We start from the raw sequence: 17,531 nt of genomic DNA, 5'->3' as shown, positions 1-17,531 counted from the left end.
GAAATCGTGCAGATTTCATCGGCAGGCAGGCGCAAAACCTGAAGTGTCGGTTACTCGAAAGCACCAGAAAAAACTGTGGGAGCGAGCCTGCTCGCGAAGGCGGTTTGTCAGCCAAGATCATCAACACCATCGCCACGCAGTTGGGCGGTCGAATCACCCTGGTGAACCGCGCTGAGGGCGGCCTGCGCGCCACCTTGTCGATATCTGACCCGCTTCGCAACGCAGCACCCGCGAGCCGCCGCAGCGTTGAGTCTGCCGTCCCTCGCCGAGGGACAGTCTCAGATCGAACGCTGATTCACGCGCGCCATCAATTGCTCGGCACCTTCCTTGCGTTCGGAATAACGGTCGACCAGATGCGCCTGTTGATCGCGCAGCAGCAAGGTGAACTTCACCAGTTCTTCCATCACATCCACCACACGATCATAAAACGGCGACGCTTTCATACGCCCGTTATCGTCGAACTCCATGTAGGCCTTCGGCACCGAGGATTGATTAGGGATGGTGAACATGCGCATCCAGCGGCCCAACACGCGCAACTGGTTGACCACGTTGAACGACTGCGAACCGCCGCAGACCTGCATCACGGCGAGGGTCTTGCCCTGGGTCGGACGCAAGGCGCCGAGTTCCAGCGGGATCCAGTCGATCTGTGCCTTGAACACTGCGGACATCGCACCGTGACGCTCCGGCGAGCACCAGACCTGACCCTCCGACCACAGCACCAGATCACGCAGTTCCTGCACCTTGGGATGGTCGGCCGGAACGTCGTCGGGCAGCGGCAAACCGGACGGGTTGAAGATGCGCGTTTCAGCGCCGAAGTGTTCGAGCAGGCGTGCGGCCTCCTCTACCAGCAAACGGCTGAACGAGCGTTCGCGGGTCGAGCCGTAAAGCAGCAGGATGCGCGGTTTGTGTTCGCGCAAAGTAGAGGCCCGTAAGCCTTCGAACAGCGAATGATCAAGATGGGGCAGTTGTTCTGACATATGTCCTCCAGCTCAGAGCGAGCCGATACGATCCAGCTCACGCTGGAGTTCAGCGCGGCTGAGTGCTTTGAATGGCAGGCCGAGAAAGGTCGCGCAGCGCCGCTCGATGATCGCCAGGGTTGCAGCAAATGCCGCGTCCACGGCGGCATCGTCGCCGGTCACATCCGAGGGATCTGCCAGGCCCCAATGGGCTTTGAGCGCGGGGCCGAAGTACACCGGGCAGCTCTCACCGGCGGCCTTGTCGCAGACGGTGATGACAATATCTGGCGGATTGTCTTCGAACGCGTCATTGCCCTTGCTATACAGGCCATCGATGGCAATGCCGGCCTGTTGCAGCGTCGACAGGCTGCGTGGCAACACTTGGCCTTTGGGGAAACTTCCGGAACTCACGGCCTCGAATCCGGGGCGCGCCAGATGATTGAACATGGCTTCGGACAGGATGCTGCGGCAGCTGTTGGCCGTGCACATAAACAGAATTCGCATGGTTTTTTCTTTCTCAGCAGCAGGCGGTTTCGCGAACCGGACGACCGTCCATGTTCTGCAGGCGCGCGGCATTGTCCTTGAGCCAATCGGCGTTGGCTTTGGACGTCACTTGCAGGATTTCGCGTACCCACGAAGGAAGATCAGGGTTGAGGCGGTAATAGACCCATTGCCCCTGACGGCGATCAAGCAGCAAACCATTGCTGCGCAGTTGCGCGAGATGGCGGCTGATTTTCGGTTGGCTATCGCCGAGTGCGCACATCAGCTCGCAGACGCAGAGTTCACCTTGATCGGCGATGAGCAGCATGGCGCGGACGCGGGTTTCGTCGGCGAGGCTCTTGAAGACTTCGGTGGGGGTGATCATGGGACGGGCTCATCACATACGGAAATCCGAATATACGGATATCCATATATAAATCAACCCGGCAAATTCCCTCGGCCAAAGAGCCCTGTGTGAGTACCTGTCGTCACCCTCCGCCAGACAGTGCCAACCTGCGAACGGAGCGTCAGGTCTATATCGCCGGCGCGACGATCTCCACTTTGATCTTGTCCGGATCCTCACAGTAGAGGGCGTAGTGCTCCGGGCCGCCGGCGTAGGGATAGGCGCTCTCGTAGAGAAGACGAAAACCGGACGCTCGCAGCCAGTCCGCCATTTCATTCACTTGCGCCTGCGAACCCGCCTGGAACGCAAGATGATTCAAGCCCACGCCCCGGCGGTTAAAGCCCTGTTGCAGATCGCTGGCCTGAACGAACACCAGGTAGGTGCCGTTGAGAATAAAGCTGCGCCCGGCGGGCCAGTTTTGATGCTGCGCATAACCCAGCATCAAGAGCAACGGCTGCCAAAAACGCAGGGAGACTTCCAGCGATGAGACATTGATTTCAACGTGATGAAGCATGCCGGTTTTGGATGTACTGCCCAGATCGCTATTGGTCATCGGCGGCATTTCCTTGGGTTGCGCCAAGGGCTTTCAACAGCGTATGACGACTCCACGGGCCGCAGTACTCAGGCACGTGCGCAATCAATCTGTATCCGCAGCGGATGTACCAACGGGCGACGTCGTCATCCAGCGTTTCGATCAACGCATCTACGCACGCCCTTTCAACCGCTAACGCCTCAAGCTTGTGCAACGCCTGAGTACCCAGCCCGGTTCCGCGCCATTGCGCGTCGATCCACAGGTAATTGACAAACAGGCGCCGGAATTCGGTTCTGCCGGTAGCGCCGCCGATCAGTGTTCCCTCCTCCATCAGCGCACAGGCGATGGCTTCAGCTTGTCCGCCGCGCGCCTCAGACAAGGCTCGGCCATGCCGTAAGACACCGTCACTGATGGCCTTCAAGGTGTCCGCATTGATGTCGCGAACGCTAAGCCATTCCCTCATTGCTGCTCTCCATTGCCAAAGGCTTTGAAGCTATTCAAGCAAAAGCGGCGCCAACAGCAGCACAGCCAAAAGGATTAACGGCTGCCGGCCTGCGATCTGCCCAGCAGCAACCCCTGCTCCGCCTCACATAACCCCACCACATAATCCCAGACCACCCGCAGCCGCACCGACTTGTGCAACTCGCGCCGGGTGCTGATCCAGTAGCTGCGCTCGATGCTTTCATCCGGCAGCAACGGCACCAGATCGGGATCTGATTCGGCCATGTAGCAAGGCAACACCGCAATGCCTAATCCCGACCGCGCCGCTTCCTGCTGGGCGATGACGCTGGTGCTGTGAAACACCACGCGCGGACTGCGGCAGAAGCTGTTGAGAAACATCAGTTCCTGGCTGAACAGCAAATCATCGACATAACCGATCCACGCATGCCGCCCGAGGTCTTCGCGGCTTTGCAGTGGCGGCGCCTTATCGAGATAGCGTTGGCTGGCGTACAACGCAAGTCGATAGTCGGTGAGTTTGCGCGTCACCAGCATGTCCGCCGCCGGGCGTTCGAGGTGAATGCTGATTTCCGCTTCACGGTTAAGGATGCTGACGAAGCGCGGCACGGCGACCAGTTCCACTTCCAATCCCGGATAGCGTTCGAACAAGCCGATCATGCGACTGGCGAGAAACTTGATGCCCAGCCCTTCGGTGACGCCGACACGAATTTTGCCCAGAGGCGCGGTGGATTGGGTGATTTCTTCCTGCGCCAGCAACGCAACGTTTTCCATCGCTTCAGCGTGTTTAAGCAGCGCCTCCCCCGCCGGGGTCATTTCGTAACCTTGCGCGTGCTGGACGAACAGCGCGGTGCCGAGGCTTTTTTCGATGGCTTCGATATGGCGGGCGACGGTGGCGTGGGTGGTGTTGAGGCGGCGGGCGGCGGTGAGCAGGCGGCCGCTGCGTTGCAGTTCGAGAAAAAACCGCAGGTCGTTCCAGTCGAACATGGCGTGTCCTTGTCGGCTATGGTCTATGCAGGCTGTTTGAAAACGCACAGCGGCTGCGCAAAAACTAACATTCTTTTAACGAAAGCTAACAACTAGAGTGTCCGACAATAAAAACAAAAAGCGAGGTCAGGGAATGCAGACTTCCCTCGATGAATACGACTACATCGTGGTCGGCGCCGGCCCTGCCGGGTGCTTGCTGGCCAATCGGCTGTCGGCGGATCCGCAGCAGCGCGTGCTGTTGCTCGAAGCCGGCGGGCGCGACAACTATGCGTGGATTCACATTCCTGTCGGTTACCTGTTCTGCATCGGTAACCCGCGCACCGACTGGTGCTTCAAGACCGAAGAACAACCCGGCCTCAACGGCCGCGCGCTAAGTTATCCGCGCGGCAAAGTGCTGGGCGGTTGTTCGTCCATCAACGGCATGATCTACATGCGCGGCCAGGCCAACGACTACGATGGCTGGGCAGCCGAGGGCAATCCGGGCTGGGCCTGGAATGACGTGTTGCCGCTGTTCAAACAGAGCGAAAACCACTTTGCCGGTGCGGCAGAGTTTCACGGTGCCAAGGGGGAATGGCGGGTGGAACAGCAGCGGCTGTCGTGGCCGATTCTGGATGCGTTTCGCAGTGCCGCCGAGCAAAGCGGCATTGCCAGCATCGATGACTTCAATCAGGGCGACAACGAAGGTTGCGGCTACTTCCAGGTCAATCAGAAATCCGGCGTGCGCTGGAACGCGGCGAAGGCGTTTTTGAAACCGGTGCGCAACCGGGCGAATCTGACGGTGCTGACCGGGGTTGAGGTGGATCGCGTGTTGCTGGAGGACGGTCGCGCCTCGAAAGTCAGCGCGCGCCACGAAGGTCAGACCAAGCAATTCAAGGCACGCAAAGAAATCGTCCTGTGCGCCGGTGCCGTTGGATCGCCGAGCATTCTGCAACGCTCCGGGATTGGTCCTCGGCCGTTGCTCGAACGCTTGGGCATCGGCGTGATTCATGAGTTGCCGGGCGTCGGCGGCAATCTGCAGGATCACCTGCAACTGCGCCTGATCTACCAACTGGAAAACGCCCGCACGCTGAACCAGATCGCTGGCAGCGTGTGGGGCAAGATGGGCATGGGCCTGCGTTATCTTTATGACCGTAGCGGGCCGCTGTCGATGGCGCCGAGCCAGTTGGGCGCGTTTGCGCGGTCGGGGCCGGAGCAGACCTCGGCGAATCTTGAGTACCACGTGCAGCCCCTGTCGCTGGAGCGTTTTGGCGAGCCGTTGCACAGCTTCCCGGCGTTTACCGCTTCGGTGTGCGATCTGCGTCCGCAGAGTCGTGGGCGGATTGAAATCCGTTCGGCGGATCCACAGGAAGCGCCGCTGATCCAACCCAACTATCTGAGCCATCCTGAAGACCTGCGCGTGGCGGCGGATGCGATTCGCCTGACCCGCCGCATCGTCAGCGCGCCTGCCCTGCAAGGCTTCAAACCGGTGGAATATCTGCCCGGTGCCAGCCTGCAAAGTGAAGAAGAATTGCAGGAAGCGGCGGCGAAGATCGGCACGACGATTTTCCATCCAGTCGGCACCTGCCGCATGGGCAATGACGGTAATGCGGTGGTCGATGCACAGCTGCGCGTGCACGGTGTGCCCGGTTTGCGCATCGCCGATGCCTCGATCATGCCGCGCATCACCTCGGGCAACACCTGTTCGCCTACGCTGATGATTGCCGAAAAGGCTGCTCAACTGATCCTCAACCCCAACACCAGGAGCAGCACCCCGAAATTGGAGCTGGCCCGAACCCTGTAGGAGCTGCCGAAGGCTGCGATCTTTTGACTTTGGATTTTCCAGATCAAAAGCAAGATCAAAAGATCGCAGCCTGCGGCAGCTCCTACAAGGGACCGCGTTTAATTCAAGGCATCACCCGGACACGCAACACCAGTGGAACAACAAAAACAATCACTGTGAGGGATACCGATATGTCAGAACACGTTCAGCCGCTGGACGCCGTGCGCAGCGCGGAGACCAGCCCGGATACACGCAAAGTCATCTTCGCTTCATCACTGGGGACGGTGTTCGAGTGGTATGACTTCTTCCTCTACGGCGCCCTCGCGGCAGTGATCAGCAAGCAGTTTTTCGCCGGGGTCAACGACACCACGGCGTTCATCTTTGCGCTGATGGCCTTCGCCGCAGGCTTTATCGTGAGGCCGTTCGGGGCGCTGGTGTTCGGTCGGTTGGGCGACATGATCGGGCGTAAATACACCTTTCTCGCGACGATCATTCTGATGGGCGTGGCGACGTTCTGCGTCGGACTGCTGCCGACCTACGCCAGCATCGGCATCGCCGCGCCGATCATTCTGGTGGTGCTGCGCATGCTCCAGGGCCTGGCGCTCGGCGGTGAATACGGCGGCGCAGCCACCTACGTGGCCGAGCACGCGCCGATTGGCAAACGTGGTTTCCACACTAGCTGGATTCAATCCACCGCGACTCTCGGCCTGTTGCTGTCGCTGCTGGTGGTGCTCGGTTGCCGCTATTTCACTGGCGATCAGTTTGAAGTCTGGGGCTGGCGCATTCCGTTCCTGCTGTCGATCGTACTGCTGGGTATTTCCACCTGGATTCGCCTGAGCCTGCACGAGTCGCCGGCGTACCTGAAAATGAAAGAGGAAGGCAAAACCTCGAAGGCGCCGATCCGCGAATCCTTCGGCAAATGGGAAAACCTCAAAGTCGTGTTGATCGCCCTGTTCAGCATCAACGCCGGCCAAGCGGTGACCTTCTACGCCGCGCAATTTTACGTGCTGTTCTTCCTGACCCAATTCCTGAAAATGGACCCGGCGGTGGCCAACACCTTGCTGATCATCAGCGTGGTCATCGGCGCACCGTTCTTCATCTTTTTCGGCTGGCTGTCGGACAAGGTCGGGCGCAAACCGGTGCTGATGCTCGGCTTACTGCTGGCCACGGCGCTGTACTTCCCGATCTTCAAATCCCTGGCGCATTACGCCAACCCGGCGATCGATCAGGCCAGCCGTCAGGCGCCGATCACCGTGCTGGCGGATCCGGCGACCTGCACCTTCCAGTTCGACCCGGTGGGCAAAGCCAAATTCGACAGCCCGTGTGACAAGGTCAAAACCTTCCTGGTCAAGCAAGGCCTGCCCTACTCCAGCGCCGCTGCGCCTGCTGGCAGCGCCGTGCAGGTGAGCGTCGGCGACGTCAAACTCGATGGCTTCGACGAGGCCGCCCTGCGCGGTGCGATCACCCTCGCCGGCTACCCGCAACAGGCCGATCTGCAGCAGATCAACAAACCGATGATCGTCGCCCTGATCGTGGCGCTGATTATCATCTCGGCGATGTGCTACGGCCCACTGGCGGCGCTGATGGTCGAACTGTTCCCGACGCGCATTCGCTACACCTCGATGTCGCTGCCGTACCACATCGGCAACGGCTGGTTTGGCGGGTTTCTACCGACGGTGTCGTTTGCGCTGGTGGTGTACACCGGGGACATTTTCTATGGGCTGTGGTATCCGGTGTTGATTACCGGGGTGAGCCTGGTGGTGGGGATGATCTGTTTGCGTGAGACGAAGAATATCGATCTCGACAAGAACTGAAACTCAACCAGACACATCAATCGGCGAGGGCTTTTACCCTCGCCGTTTTTTTTGCTCAGGCATCAGCCTTGATCACCTCGAACTTCACCTGATCCGGATAAAACGCCACGTAATCACGGATCGGTGCTACTGACACTTTCGGGTTTTCGTAAGTCCACACCGCATTCGCGCCCTCATGCCCCGGCACTTGCAGGCTGAAGTAATTGGCATCGCCCTTGTACGGGCAATAACTGGTGTGGTCGGTGCGGGCGAAGTACTTTTCGTCGATGTCTTCGCGGGGGATGTAATAGACCGGCGGGTAGTTGGCTTCGTTGAGAATCATGACGTGGGAAGAAGCGGCAACCTGGATACCGTGGAATTTAACTATCAGGCAGCCGGGAAGTTGTTCGAGGGCAATGACGGGACTGGGGCCGGAGGTTTTCATGGGGGTTTCTCCTGGATACGGCGAAGAGACCGGTTCAGGTATAGCTCATTGGTTCTGGTTGGGGTGGGTTTGCAGCCGAACGGCCCTTCAACATCAAAATCCCCTCACCCTAGCCCTCTCCCGGAGGGAGAGGGGACTGATTGGGGGATATTGGCGAGATTTACCGACTTGAACGATTCGCTTTGAATCCATAATCGACTCGTTTTTTCAGGTCGATGTATTTCGCCAGACAACTCGGTCAGTCCCCTCTCCCACTGGGAGAGGGGACTGATTGGGGGATATTGGCGAGATTTACCGACTTGAACGATTCGCTTTGAATCCATAATCGACTCGTTTTTTCAGGTCGGTGTCTTTCGCCAGACAACTCGGTCAGTCCCCTCTACCTCTGGGAGAGGGTTAGGGTGAGGGCCGCTGCTCAGGCATCACGCAACGATATCAGTCGCCACCGCTTGCCCCACCACACCCACGGCAAAGTCCACCGAACCCTGCCCCGTCAGGTCAACCATCAGGCTGGTCTGATTGGTCTGCGCGAAGTAGGTCAGGACCGCGTCACCCGCATGCCCGGTGAAGCTGCTGACAAAGTTCAACGACGCCGCGCCCGTGGCGAATCCGGCAATCCCCGACAAGTCGATCTTGTCCAGGCCGCTGGTGAAATCCATGATCCAGTCCGGCGCGGTCATGGTCGAGTCGCTGGCAGCACCGAACACGAAGGTGTCTGCGCCTGCACCGCCCCACAAGGTATCGCCACCGCCACCACCGTAAAGGATGTCATTGCCGGCACCGCCGACCAGTTCGTTGGCAACGGCATTTCCGATCAGCAGGTCATTGCCTGAACCGCCGATGGCATTTTCCACGGTCACGCCGTGCGCGATGGACGCGTTACCGACCAGGCCGCCAACATCGGAGAACGAGCCTTCATTGAGGTTGATCTTCTGGTTCTGGCTGAAACCGGAGAAATCCAGCGTGTCATTACCGCCGCCATCCCACACCGAAAACACCACTTTGGAGGATGCCGAAGTGGCGCTGTAGAAATCGCGCTCGGCGTTGGAGTTGAAACCGTAGGTGGTGTCCTCGGCGCGGGTCGCGTAGTTGGCGCCATACAGTTTTTGCACCGCGACAATATCGTCCAGCAACGGTGCCGAAGCGTACGCACCGCTGCCGTCCTTGCTGAAATTCTGGTCGGTGTTGGCTTCGCTCCAGTAGCTCATCAGGCTGTAGCCACGGGTGTCTTCAGCGTACTTGGCATCGTTGTAAGTCGGGTTGCCGTTGCCGGCGTTGTACGCACCCGGGTGCGACAGGCCGAGGGTGTGACCGATCTCGTGGGTCAGGGTCTGGCGCCCGTAGTTGTTGGTGTCCGGGGTTTTGTTGACTTGATATTGATCGTTGATCAGGTACCACGACTGACCGTCATAGCTGCCGCCGCTCGGCAGGTAAGCGAACGCAGCGCCGCCGGTGCTGACATCGTAGTTACCGAAGGTCATGTGGCCATCGCCGCCCTTGCCTTCAGTGAAGGTGACGTTGGCGACGTCAGCCCAGGATTGCATGGCCAGCACGGCCTGGGCCTTTTGCTGGGCGCTGAACTCGCTGAAGTTGCCCAGTTTGACGTTGTAGTTCGCCGGTTTCTCGGTCAGGAAGGTGTAACTGAGGTCGATCTTGCCGTCAGCGTTCTTGTCGCCCCAAGACAGGCCTTTACGCAGGATTTCATCCGCAGCCTGATCGGCAGTGAATGAGGGTTTGCCGTTGACCAGCCCGACACCACGGTCATACAGGTGGCTGAACGTATCGATTTCGTCGAAGGCGCTGCTGGTCTTGGATTTGGCTTGAGCCATGATGGACTTCCTTGTTTCTGAGTAGTCAGTGTCGACAGACCACGGCGATCTTCTGGCGAGACCGTCCTGTCACTCGCGTGTGTGAATCGCCGAAAAACCTGACACAGGCGCATACCGGGCGCTAATCAATTTCTCGATAGCCCGGCCTGCGTCCCTGTATTACCCGTCACCTGCTGCAATGCTTTTTATCTGTATATCCATACAGATAAAAGTTGCCCCTGACGCCAAGTGCGGCCATTCTGTGCACCTGTTCCGACCTTGATCGACGATGGTGGTTATGCGGCTGTACCTCTGTGAAAAACCCTCCCAGGCCAAAGACATTGCGGCCGTGCTCGGCGCCAGGCGTCGGGGCGACGGTTGCTGGCTGGGAACGGACGTCACGGTGACCTGGTGCATCGGCCACTTGCTCGAAACCGCGCCGCCGGATGCCTATGACGCGCGCTACAAGCGCTGGGTACTGGCCGATCTGCCGATCATTCCGGACAAGTGGAAAATGACCGTCAAGCCGCGCACCGCCAGCCAGTACAAAGCGGTCAAGCGCCTGCTCGGCGAGGCCAGCGAACTGATCATCGCCACCGACGCCGACCGTGAGGGCGAGATGATCGCCCGGGAACTGGTCGAACACTGTCGTTATCGCGGGCCGATCCGCCGCTTGTGGCTGTCGGCGCTGGACGAAGCCTCGATCCGCAAGGCCCTGGCCGCGCTGAAACCGGGTGCCGAAACCTTCAGCCTGTATCACTCGGCGCTGGGCCGCTCGCGGGCGGATTGGCTGATCGGCATGAACATGAGTCGGCTGTTCACGCTGCTGGGGCGTCAATCGGGTTATCAAGGGGTGTTGCCGGTTGGCCGGGTGCAGACGCCGACCTTGCGACTGGTGGTGGATCGCGACCGCAGCATCGCCGATTTCGTGCCAGTGCCGTTTTGGGCGATCGATGTCGATCTGTTGCACAACGGCATCCCGTTTACCGCGCAGTGGCGGGCGCCGTCGGATGTCTGTGACGATCAGGATCGCTGTCTGAATCAGGCGCTGGCCCAGCAAGCGGCGGCTGCGATCAGCAGCGCTGCGAGTGCCCGGGTGGTCAAGCTGAAAACCGAGCGCATGCGCGAAGTGGCGCCCCTGCCCTTCGATCTCGGCACCTTGCAGGAAGTCTGCTCGAAGAAACTTGGCCTCGGCGCGCAGGAAACCCTCGACATCGCCCAGGCACTCTACGAAACCTACAAAGTCATCACTTACCCGCGCAGTGATTGTGGCTACTTGCCGCTGAGCCAGCACAGCGAGGCGCCGGGGATTCTCGCCGCGTTGCGGCAGGCAGATCCGGGCCTTGAAGCGCTCAACGGGTTTCTGGAGCCGCAAAGCAAATCCCGGGCATGGAACGACGCCAAGGTCAGCGCGCACCACGGCATCATCCCTACCGCTGCTGCGAAGAATCTTGAACGCCTGAGCGGCAAGCATCGCGCGGTCTATACGCTGATCCGCGCACGCTATCTGGCGCAGTTCCTGCCCAATCACGAATACGATCGCACCCAGGCTGATTTCGATTGCGCTGGTGAAGCCTTGCGCGCAGTGGGCAAGCAGATCATCGAACCGGGGTGGAAGCGTGCTCTGCCCGAAGCGCTGGCAGCGGCGAAGGGCCGCGAAGCACCCGCACCGCAAACCTTGCCGGCCCTTAGCCAAGGCGTCGAATGCGCCATCGCCGCTGTGAAGCTCAAGGATTTGTGGACGCAACCACCGAAACCCTACACCGAGGGCGATCTGATCAAGGCGATGAAAAACGTCGCCAAACTGGTCGAGGATCCACTGCTCAAACAGAAACTCAAGGACACCACCGGCATCGGCACCGAAGCCACCCGCGCGTCGATCATTCAGGGTTTGATTGACCGTGGCTATCTGGTGAAAAACGGCAAGGCTCTCGCCGCCACCCCGGCTGCGTTCAGCCTGATCGACGCGGTGCCACGGGCGATTGCCGACCCCGGCACCACGGCGATCTGGGAGCAGGCGCTGGACATGGTGCAAAGCGGCGAAATGAGTCTTGAAGAGTTCGTCACCAAACAAGCGGCATGGATGAGCAAACAGGTGACGCGCTGCTCCAGCCTCAGCCTGACCATCAGCGGCCCGCCACCGGCCGGTAAAGCCGCGGCACCGTGGAAGAAGAAACGTAAATCGACCCGCAGCAAAACCACGGGCACAACAAAACGCACAGCGAAACCGGCAGGCAAATAAAACCCGCTAGTGTTTCTGCAAGGCTCAGCACTTTCAGGAACCCGGCGCATGGCCAATATCGAACTGCACCCCGCTCAGCGCGATGAGCTGGAGATCATCGAAAACCTCATACAGTTCTACATGTACGACTTCAGCGAATGGCTGCCGCTGAAGCTCGCTCCGCATGGTTTCTTCTCCATTCAGCCGAAAATCGACTACTGGCGCCACCCGGCCACCCAACCATTTCTGATTCAGGTCGACGGCGAACTGGCCGGTTTCGTGACCGTCGATAACGAAACCCACGTCGCCGGCGCCGAACACAACATTGGCTACTTCTTCATCGCACGACGCTTTCGTGGCCAAGGCGTCGCGCAGTTTGTCGTCTCTGCCCTCTTGAGCCAGATCCCCGGTCAATGGCAGATTTTCCATATCGACGCCAACCTGCCGGCGCAGCGCTTCTGGGCCAGGCTGATTCCGTTATTGAGCGACGGCCACTTCACCCTGCAGCAGCGCGAAGTAGACGGTTATCCGTGCACCTTCTACGTGCTGCGCACGCCTTTTTCCGTTGCCTGAACGGATTCTTTCTCATTCCAAAACAGCTTTGTCCGACAATATGTAGTGAGTAAAAATAATCACTACAAAACCGTTGACGGCATCGTTTTGCTTTTGCATGATGAAGACGTTCCCCGATCGGGAACATCGGTAACACGCTTGAGCAAACTCGTCTGACCGCCGAGTTGTTTTTTCCGGATACACGCTGCCCACAAGGCAGATTGAAGAAGCTGACCTGGCCTGAACGTCCAGTACAAGGACGAGAAGCGCTGGCGAAAATTCTCAAGACGCTTGTGGTCGACACGGTAAATGTCGTCAAGGAGCCTCCCGGTTTTCGCTGCTTCTCCTCGTTGTGACGCTATTGCGTAGCAGTTATTCAACACGACTACATGCAACAGATGCACGACCCCGTACTTTCCACGGGCGAGCGCTGACGTCCTGGTTTCGGTGCCAGGGATCAACTAACCGATGGGCTACCTGTATTAGCGAATCAACTTTGAAAGATCACCAGACTGGTCAAGGGGCAATATCATGAATCTGAACAATCAACCGACTATCGAAGAACTGGCTCGTATGTTCGCGGCGCAGAAAGACAGCCACGACAGCCACATTCTGTGGATCAGCAAGTCGGGGCAGGTGCATATCGACTGCCTGGCGACCCATGCTGACGAAGACGAATTTGACCGCAACCATCAGAACCTGCTGGCCCGCCTGAAGATGTACCGTCGCGGCCACGGTTATGTTGGCAAGAAGGCTGCGGCCGACAAGGACTTCATCGGTAATGTTCTGCAAACGCTGAAACAGGCGTGGGATTCGATGCAGAACAACAATGAAGTTCGGGTGATTGATCGGTTCTGCTGAGTTAGTCATTAAATAATTGAAAGGCCTGCTTCCTTAACGGAAGCAGGCCTTTTTTTGTTTGCTTGCATTGATTTGGCGTGACTGGAATTGTAGCCCCTCACCCCAGCCCTCTCCCGAGGGAGAGGGAGCCGATTTGTGCTGCGCTCAAAATTTTAGTTCGGCTCAAAAATTTCAGGTCGGCGTAAATTGCACAAACACCTCGGTCATTCCTCTCTGCCGAGGGAGAGGGAACCGGTTTGTGCTGCGCTCAAAATTTTGGCTCGGCTCAAAAATTTCAGGTCGGCGTAAATTGCACAAACACCTCGGTCAGTCCCCTCTGCCGAGGGATAGGGAGCCGATTTATAGTGTTTTCAGAACCAGAGTTTGGCTCAGGTTTCTCAGGTCGGCGTAAATCGCCCAAGCAACTCGGTCAGTCCCCTCTCCCACTGGGAGAGGGTTAGGGTGAGGGGCTTCCCATGTCCAACACCAATTCCACAAACGCCACCGCCGCCGCACTGTGATAATTATTGCGCCGCCGCAACAACGCCGCCCCACGCTGCGGCGCTTCACTCTCCACGCGCAATCGGTGCAACGCCCGGTCCTCAGTCGCAATCGCCTGCGGCAACATCGTCGCCATCGGCGAACAACGCACCACTTCCAGCAACGTACTCACCGAATTCACCTCGATCCGCACCTGCGGCGTAATCCCTTGCTGGCGAAAATACTCATCCACCGATAACCGCGTGATGAAGTCCGGCGCCAACAAAGCGAAATCCAATGACGCGATATCTTCCGGCGTCAGCATTGAGCGACTGTCATACAGCGGATGCTCACGCCCGACCATGATCCCCAGCGTTTCGGTAAACGCCGGAATGCATTCGATATCGGCGCTGCGTACCGGCGTAAACGCAATCGCAATATCCAGCGAGTCATCCGCCAGCCCCGCCTCAATGTCATCCATCGACAGCTCGAAAATCTGCAGATGAATCCCCGGGTACCGCGCGGCAAAGTCGCGCACCAACGGCCCGACCAGATAGGCCATGAATGTCGGCGTCATCGCCAGACGCAACGTCCCGCGAGACAAATCCTTCACGTCATGCAACGCGCGCTTGCCCGCCTCCAGCTCAACCAGCACCCGCCGCGCACATTCGATGTAGGCCACGCCGGCATCCGTCGGTTTGACCGTGCGCGAAGTGCGATCAAACAGGTTCACCCCCAGGGTTTCTTCCAGCTGGCGAATCTGCTGCGACAGGGTCGGCTGCGACACATGCAACGCTTCGGCAGCCCGGGTGAAGCCGCCGTGATCGGCAACAGCCAGCAGATAACGCAAATGTCGCAGCAGCATGGGAATCACCATCTATAGGCAGGACTTATGCAAAGCATTGTATATCGGTCTTGGACGCTATGAATGAATCGGCAGAAGATCAATCCCACACAGCAAGCCAACCCCTGAAAGGAGTGACACCATGCAACAGTCCCACGCCTACAACGACACCAGCCTGGCCCTGACCACCCGCATTCTCGACGCCAAGGCTCGCAAAGATCTGTCATGGCAGGATCTGGCCGACGGCACCGGCCTGAGCCTGGCGTACGTCACCGCTGCCCTGCTCGGCCAGCATCCACTGCCGGAAAGCGCTGCCCAAGTGGTCGGAGACAAGCTGGAATTGAGCGCTGACGACGTCGCGGCGATGCAGATCATCCCCCTGCGTGGCAGCCTCAGCGGCGTGCCGACCGACCCGACCATCTACCGCTTCCACGAGATGATCCAGATCTACGGCACCACCCTCAAAGCGCTGGTTCACGAGCAGTTCGGCGACGGCATCATCAGCGCGATCAACTTCAAACTCGACATCAAGAAAGTCGAAGACCCGGAAGGCGGCTCCCGCGCTGTAGTCACCCTCGACGGCAAGTTCCTGCCCCTGCGTCCGTTCTGATCCGCAGCGGCCCGCCCCCTGCGTGCGGGCCAACACACCTCAAATGGCTACCCGTCACCCAACACATCTGGAGGCTGCCCCATGCAAAAAATTCTGTTGATTCTGGCCCTGCTTGGCGGCGTTTACGCCCAGGCATCTGCCGCTGACGAGGCCGTCGCCTACCGCTACGGCATGCCACTGGATATCGCCCAAGTGCTGAGCATTACCCCGGTTGCCGATGTGTGTGGCGTGGTGCCGGTGGAGATGACGTATCTGGACAGCCACGGCGGCAAACACATTCTTCAATACAGCGAATTCGGCAGCGGTTGCTCGAACTGAGAGGACAACACCATGAAAAACCTGATTGATGGCTTCCTGAAATTCCAGAGCGAAGCGTTCCCGCAACGCACCGAATTGTTCAAACACCTGGCGACCACGCAACAGCCCGGCACCTTGTTCATCACCTGTTCCGACAGCCGGGTCGTGCCGGAACTGCTGACCCAACAAGAACCCGGCGAGCTGTTCGTGATCCGTAACGCTGGCAATATCGTGCCGTCCTACAGCCCGCACCCGGGCGGTGTTTCGGCAACGGTGGAATATGCGGTGGCGGTGCTTGGCGTGACCGACATTGTCATCTGCGGGCATTCTGACTGCGGCGCGATGACCGCGATCGCGAAGTGCAAATGCATGGATCACTTACCTGCGGTCAGCGGCTGGCTGCAGCATGCCGAGTCGGCGAAAGTGGTTAACGAGGCGCGGCCACATGCCAATGACGCGGCGAAGTTGAGCTCGATGGTGCGCGAGAACGTGATCGCGCAACTGGCGAACATTCAGACCCACCCGAGCGTGCGTCTGGCTCAGGAGAAAGGCCTGTTGAACCTGCATGGCTGGGTGTATGACATCGAGACCGGCTCGGTCGATGCGCTGTCCTCGGACCGCCGTACGTTTGTGCCGCTGGCCGAGCAACCGGCGACTTGCGCGATCCACGCACAGACCACCCACGCAGCCTGAGCAACTGATCGTTCCCACGCCGGAGCATGGGAACGATCGTTGTCCGCCAGATCAGCGTTTTACTGTGAGATCGATCTGGCTCATGCGGCTGCGCACAGTGAACACGCCATCCCCCGAAAGAATCGCACTGCGCGCAAACAAGCGCCCGCTCTCCCAGTTCGAAAGCCCCAGCTCCGGCTTGTTCAACGCATACTGTCCATCGACCCAACGGGTAATGCCATTGCCCACGAACGGCGCATTCACCGCGTTGTAGAAAAGCTCTTGCACGGCGGCATCTTCACTGATCAACGACACGGTAAATTGCGGGCTGTAACGATTGAAGAGCGCAATCGCCTGATCCAGATCATCAACGATCATCAGGCTGACTTCCGGGGTTTCTTCCCATTCCCACTCGCGGCCCAACGCCGACTCCGCCAAAGGTTCAGCCAACGCTTCAGTCTGATAACCCTCGGTCCGATAAACCTCGACCGTCGCGTTCTGCCACTCACTCGACAGGTAACTTTCGCTGCCTTCGACAATGTGCAGCTTGCAGCCCTGGCCACGCGCAGTACCGGCCTGTTGCAGCGCATCGAGAAACAACGGCACCAGTTCCGCCGCGCGATCACGCTGGATCAGACAGACGTTGAGGGTGTTGCACACTTTGCGATCCAGCGAGTTGCGCACCACTGCGGCAAAGCGCTGCGCATCGGCATCACGATCGGCGATCAACCACGCGCCCCCCGTGCCATGCAGACTGACCGCGGTGCCAGCCTGCTGGGCAATGCTGCCCAACTGACTGACCGCACGACCCGAACCACGCGCCACCGCCAGCGACAAACGTCGATCAGCGAACATCGCCCAACCGGCAGCATGATTGACGCTTTCCACCAACGACACCGCACCGGCCGGCAAACCAGCGTCGGCCAACGCCGGGTTTAACGCGTGAGTGACGATGGCTTGCGCGGTGCCCAACGCATCGCTGCCGATACGCAGCACAGCGGTGTTGCCGGTGCGCAAAACACCGGCGGCGTCGGCGAACACGTTCGGCCGACCTTCAAAGACAAACGCGACGATGCCCAGCGGCGAAACCACTTGCTCGACCTTCCAGCCGTCGTGCTCGACACTGCTGATGACTTTGCCGCGCGTGGCGGCGGCATCTCGCCAGGCGCGCAGGCCGGCGATCATGTCGCGGCGCATGCGCTCGTCGGCGAGCAGCCGGGTGGTGGAGCGGCCGCGCGCCTTGGCCCGTTCGATATCGGCAAGGTTGGCGGTTTCGATGTGCGCCCAGCAGTCCGGGGTTTCCAGACGTTGTGCGAAGAGATCAAAAAACTGGCTGATCGCCTCATCGGACACCGCCGACAGTGCGGTGAATGCCGCTGCCGCACGTTCGATCACC

18 protein-coding genes are annotated in these 17,531 nt (G+C 59.3%); 8 read left to right on the top strand and 10 right to left on the bottom strand.

Annotation, left to right across the window (positions count from 1 at the left end; genetic code table 11):
• Positions 1 to 278 precede the first annotated feature (278 nt).
• The 6 genes from arsH to F8N44_RS27150 form a co-directional block, all read right to left on the bottom strand.
• On the bottom strand, positions 279 to 977 hold the full coding sequence (gene arsH / locus F8N44_RS27175) for an arsenical resistance protein ArsH (protein ID WP_150652478.1): 699 nt from the start codon (positions 975 to 977) through the stop codon (positions 279 to 281).
• A 12-nt stretch (positions 978 to 989) separates the two neighbouring features.
• The gene (locus F8N44_RS27170; protein WP_122600055.1) at positions 990 to 1,460 is read right to left on the bottom strand and encodes an arsenate reductase ArsC; all 471 of its coding nucleotides are present in this window, start codon (positions 1,458 to 1,460) and stop codon (positions 990 to 992) included.
• 13 nt (positions 1,461 to 1,473) lie between these two features.
• On the bottom strand, positions 1,474 to 1,821 hold the full coding sequence (locus tag F8N44_RS27165) for a metalloregulator ArsR/SmtB family transcription factor (protein ID WP_150652477.1): 348 nt from the start codon (positions 1,819 to 1,821) through the stop codon (positions 1,474 to 1,476).
• 148 nt (positions 1,822 to 1,969) lie between these two features.
• Positions 1,970 to 2,392, bottom strand: a complete 423-nt coding sequence (locus tag F8N44_RS27160) for a VOC family protein (protein ID WP_224794821.1) — start codon at positions 2,390 to 2,392, stop codon at positions 1,970 to 1,972.
• Positions 2,382 to 2,834 carry a GNAT family N-acetyltransferase gene (locus F8N44_RS27155; RefSeq protein WP_150652476.1) on the bottom strand — a complete coding sequence of 151 codons (453 nt, stop codon included), beginning with the start codon at positions 2,832 to 2,834 and terminating at the stop codon, positions 2,382 to 2,384. Before F8N44_RS27155 ends, F8N44_RS27160 begins: the two co-directional genes overlap by 11 nt.
• A gap of 74 nt (positions 2,835 to 2,908) precedes the next feature.
• Complete coding sequence (locus F8N44_RS27150; protein WP_007910650.1) at positions 2,909 to 3,814, bottom strand: LysR family transcriptional regulator; 906 nt, start codon at positions 3,812 to 3,814, stop codon at positions 2,909 to 2,911.
• A 133-nt stretch (positions 3,815 to 3,947) separates the two neighbouring features.
• Here F8N44_RS27150 and F8N44_RS27145 point away from each other — a divergent pair, with 133 nt between their 5' ends.
• Together F8N44_RS27145 and F8N44_RS27140 are read left to right on the top strand one after the other, a co-directional pair.
• Positions 3,948 to 5,594, top strand: a complete 1,647-nt coding sequence (locus tag F8N44_RS27145) for a GMC family oxidoreductase (RefSeq protein WP_150652475.1) — start codon at positions 3,948 to 3,950, stop codon at positions 5,592 to 5,594.
• Between the two features lie 170 nt (positions 5,595 to 5,764).
• Positions 5,765 to 7,387: an MFS transporter gene (locus tag F8N44_RS27140; protein WP_095047447.1), complete on the top strand. Its 1,623-nt coding sequence runs from the start codon at positions 5,765 to 5,767 to the stop codon at positions 7,385 to 7,387.
• Between the two features lie 55 nt (positions 7,388 to 7,442).
• Here the strand turns inward: F8N44_RS27140 and F8N44_RS27135 are convergent, their stop codons facing one another.
• The gene (locus F8N44_RS27135) at positions 7,443 to 7,811 is read right to left on the bottom strand and encodes a DUF427 domain-containing protein (RefSeq protein WP_150652474.1); all 369 of its coding nucleotides are present in this window, start codon (positions 7,809 to 7,811) and stop codon (positions 7,443 to 7,445) included.
• A gap of 422 nt (positions 7,812 to 8,233) precedes the next feature.
• Entirely contained in the window at positions 8,234 to 9,640 is a 1,407-nt protein-coding gene (locus tag F8N44_RS27130; protein WP_150652473.1) for a serralysin family metalloprotease, read from the bottom strand.
• 277 nt (positions 9,641 to 9,917) lie between these two features.
• Here F8N44_RS27130 and F8N44_RS27125 point away from each other — a divergent pair, with 277 nt between their 5' ends.
• The 3 genes from F8N44_RS27125 to F8N44_RS27115 all read left to right on the top strand — a co-directional run bounded on the left by F8N44_RS27125 (position 9,918) and on the right by F8N44_RS27115 (position 13,253).
• Positions 9,918 to 11,861 (top strand): DNA topoisomerase III, encoded by a 1,944-nt coding sequence (locus tag F8N44_RS27125; protein WP_150652472.1) that lies wholly within the window; start codon positions 9,918 to 9,920, stop codon positions 11,859 to 11,861.
• A gap of 48 nt (positions 11,862 to 11,909) precedes the next feature.
• On the top strand, positions 11,910 to 12,413 hold the full coding sequence (locus tag F8N44_RS27120) for a GNAT family N-acetyltransferase (RefSeq protein WP_150652471.1): 504 nt from the start codon (positions 11,910 to 11,912) through the stop codon (positions 12,411 to 12,413).
• A gap of 510 nt (positions 12,414 to 12,923) precedes the next feature.
• Positions 12,924 to 13,253 carry a hypothetical protein gene (locus F8N44_RS27115; protein WP_007910633.1) on the top strand — a complete coding sequence of 110 codons (330 nt, stop codon included), beginning with the start codon at positions 12,924 to 12,926 and terminating at the stop codon, positions 13,251 to 13,253.
• A gap of 436 nt (positions 13,254 to 13,689) precedes the next feature.
• Here the strand turns inward: F8N44_RS27115 and cynR are convergent, their stop codons facing one another.
• The gene (gene cynR, locus F8N44_RS27110; RefSeq protein ID WP_150652470.1) at positions 13,690 to 14,577 is read right to left on the bottom strand and encodes a transcriptional regulator CynR; all 888 of its coding nucleotides are present in this window, start codon (positions 14,575 to 14,577) and stop codon (positions 13,690 to 13,692) included.
• Between the two features lie 121 nt (positions 14,578 to 14,698).
• Between cynR and cynS the strand changes: the two genes are divergently transcribed.
• The 3 genes from cynS (at position 14,699) to F8N44_RS27095 (ending at position 16,156) form a co-directional block, all read left to right on the top strand.
• Positions 14,699 to 15,166 (top strand): cyanase, encoded by a 468-nt coding sequence (gene cynS / locus F8N44_RS27105; RefSeq protein ID WP_150652469.1) that lies wholly within the window; start codon positions 14,699 to 14,701, stop codon positions 15,164 to 15,166.
• A gap of 81 nt (positions 15,167 to 15,247) precedes the next feature.
• Entirely contained in the window at positions 15,248 to 15,484 is a 237-nt protein-coding gene (locus tag F8N44_RS27100; RefSeq protein ID WP_150652468.1) for a DUF2790 domain-containing protein, read from the top strand.
• A 12-nt stretch (positions 15,485 to 15,496) separates the two neighbouring features.
• Positions 15,497 to 16,156 (top strand): carbonic anhydrase, encoded by a 660-nt coding sequence (locus F8N44_RS27095; RefSeq protein WP_150652467.1) that lies wholly within the window; start codon positions 15,497 to 15,499, stop codon positions 16,154 to 16,156.
• A gap of 51 nt (positions 16,157 to 16,207) precedes the next feature.
• Here F8N44_RS27095 and F8N44_RS27090 read toward each other — a convergent pair.
• Positions 16,208 to 17,531: aldehyde dehydrogenase family protein (locus F8N44_RS27090; protein WP_224794820.1), on the bottom strand; the 1,324-nt coding region annotated here is incomplete at its 5' end.

Source organism: Pseudomonas fluorescens (genome assembly GCF_902497745.1).
In the GTDB taxonomy this organism is placed as follows: domain Bacteria; phylum Pseudomonadota; class Gammaproteobacteria; order Pseudomonadales; family Pseudomonadaceae; genus Aquipseudomonas; species Aquipseudomonas fluorescens_BM.
The sequence above is the reverse complement of the archived record's forward strand: the minus strand, read 5'-3'. Positions and strand labels throughout refer to the sequence as shown.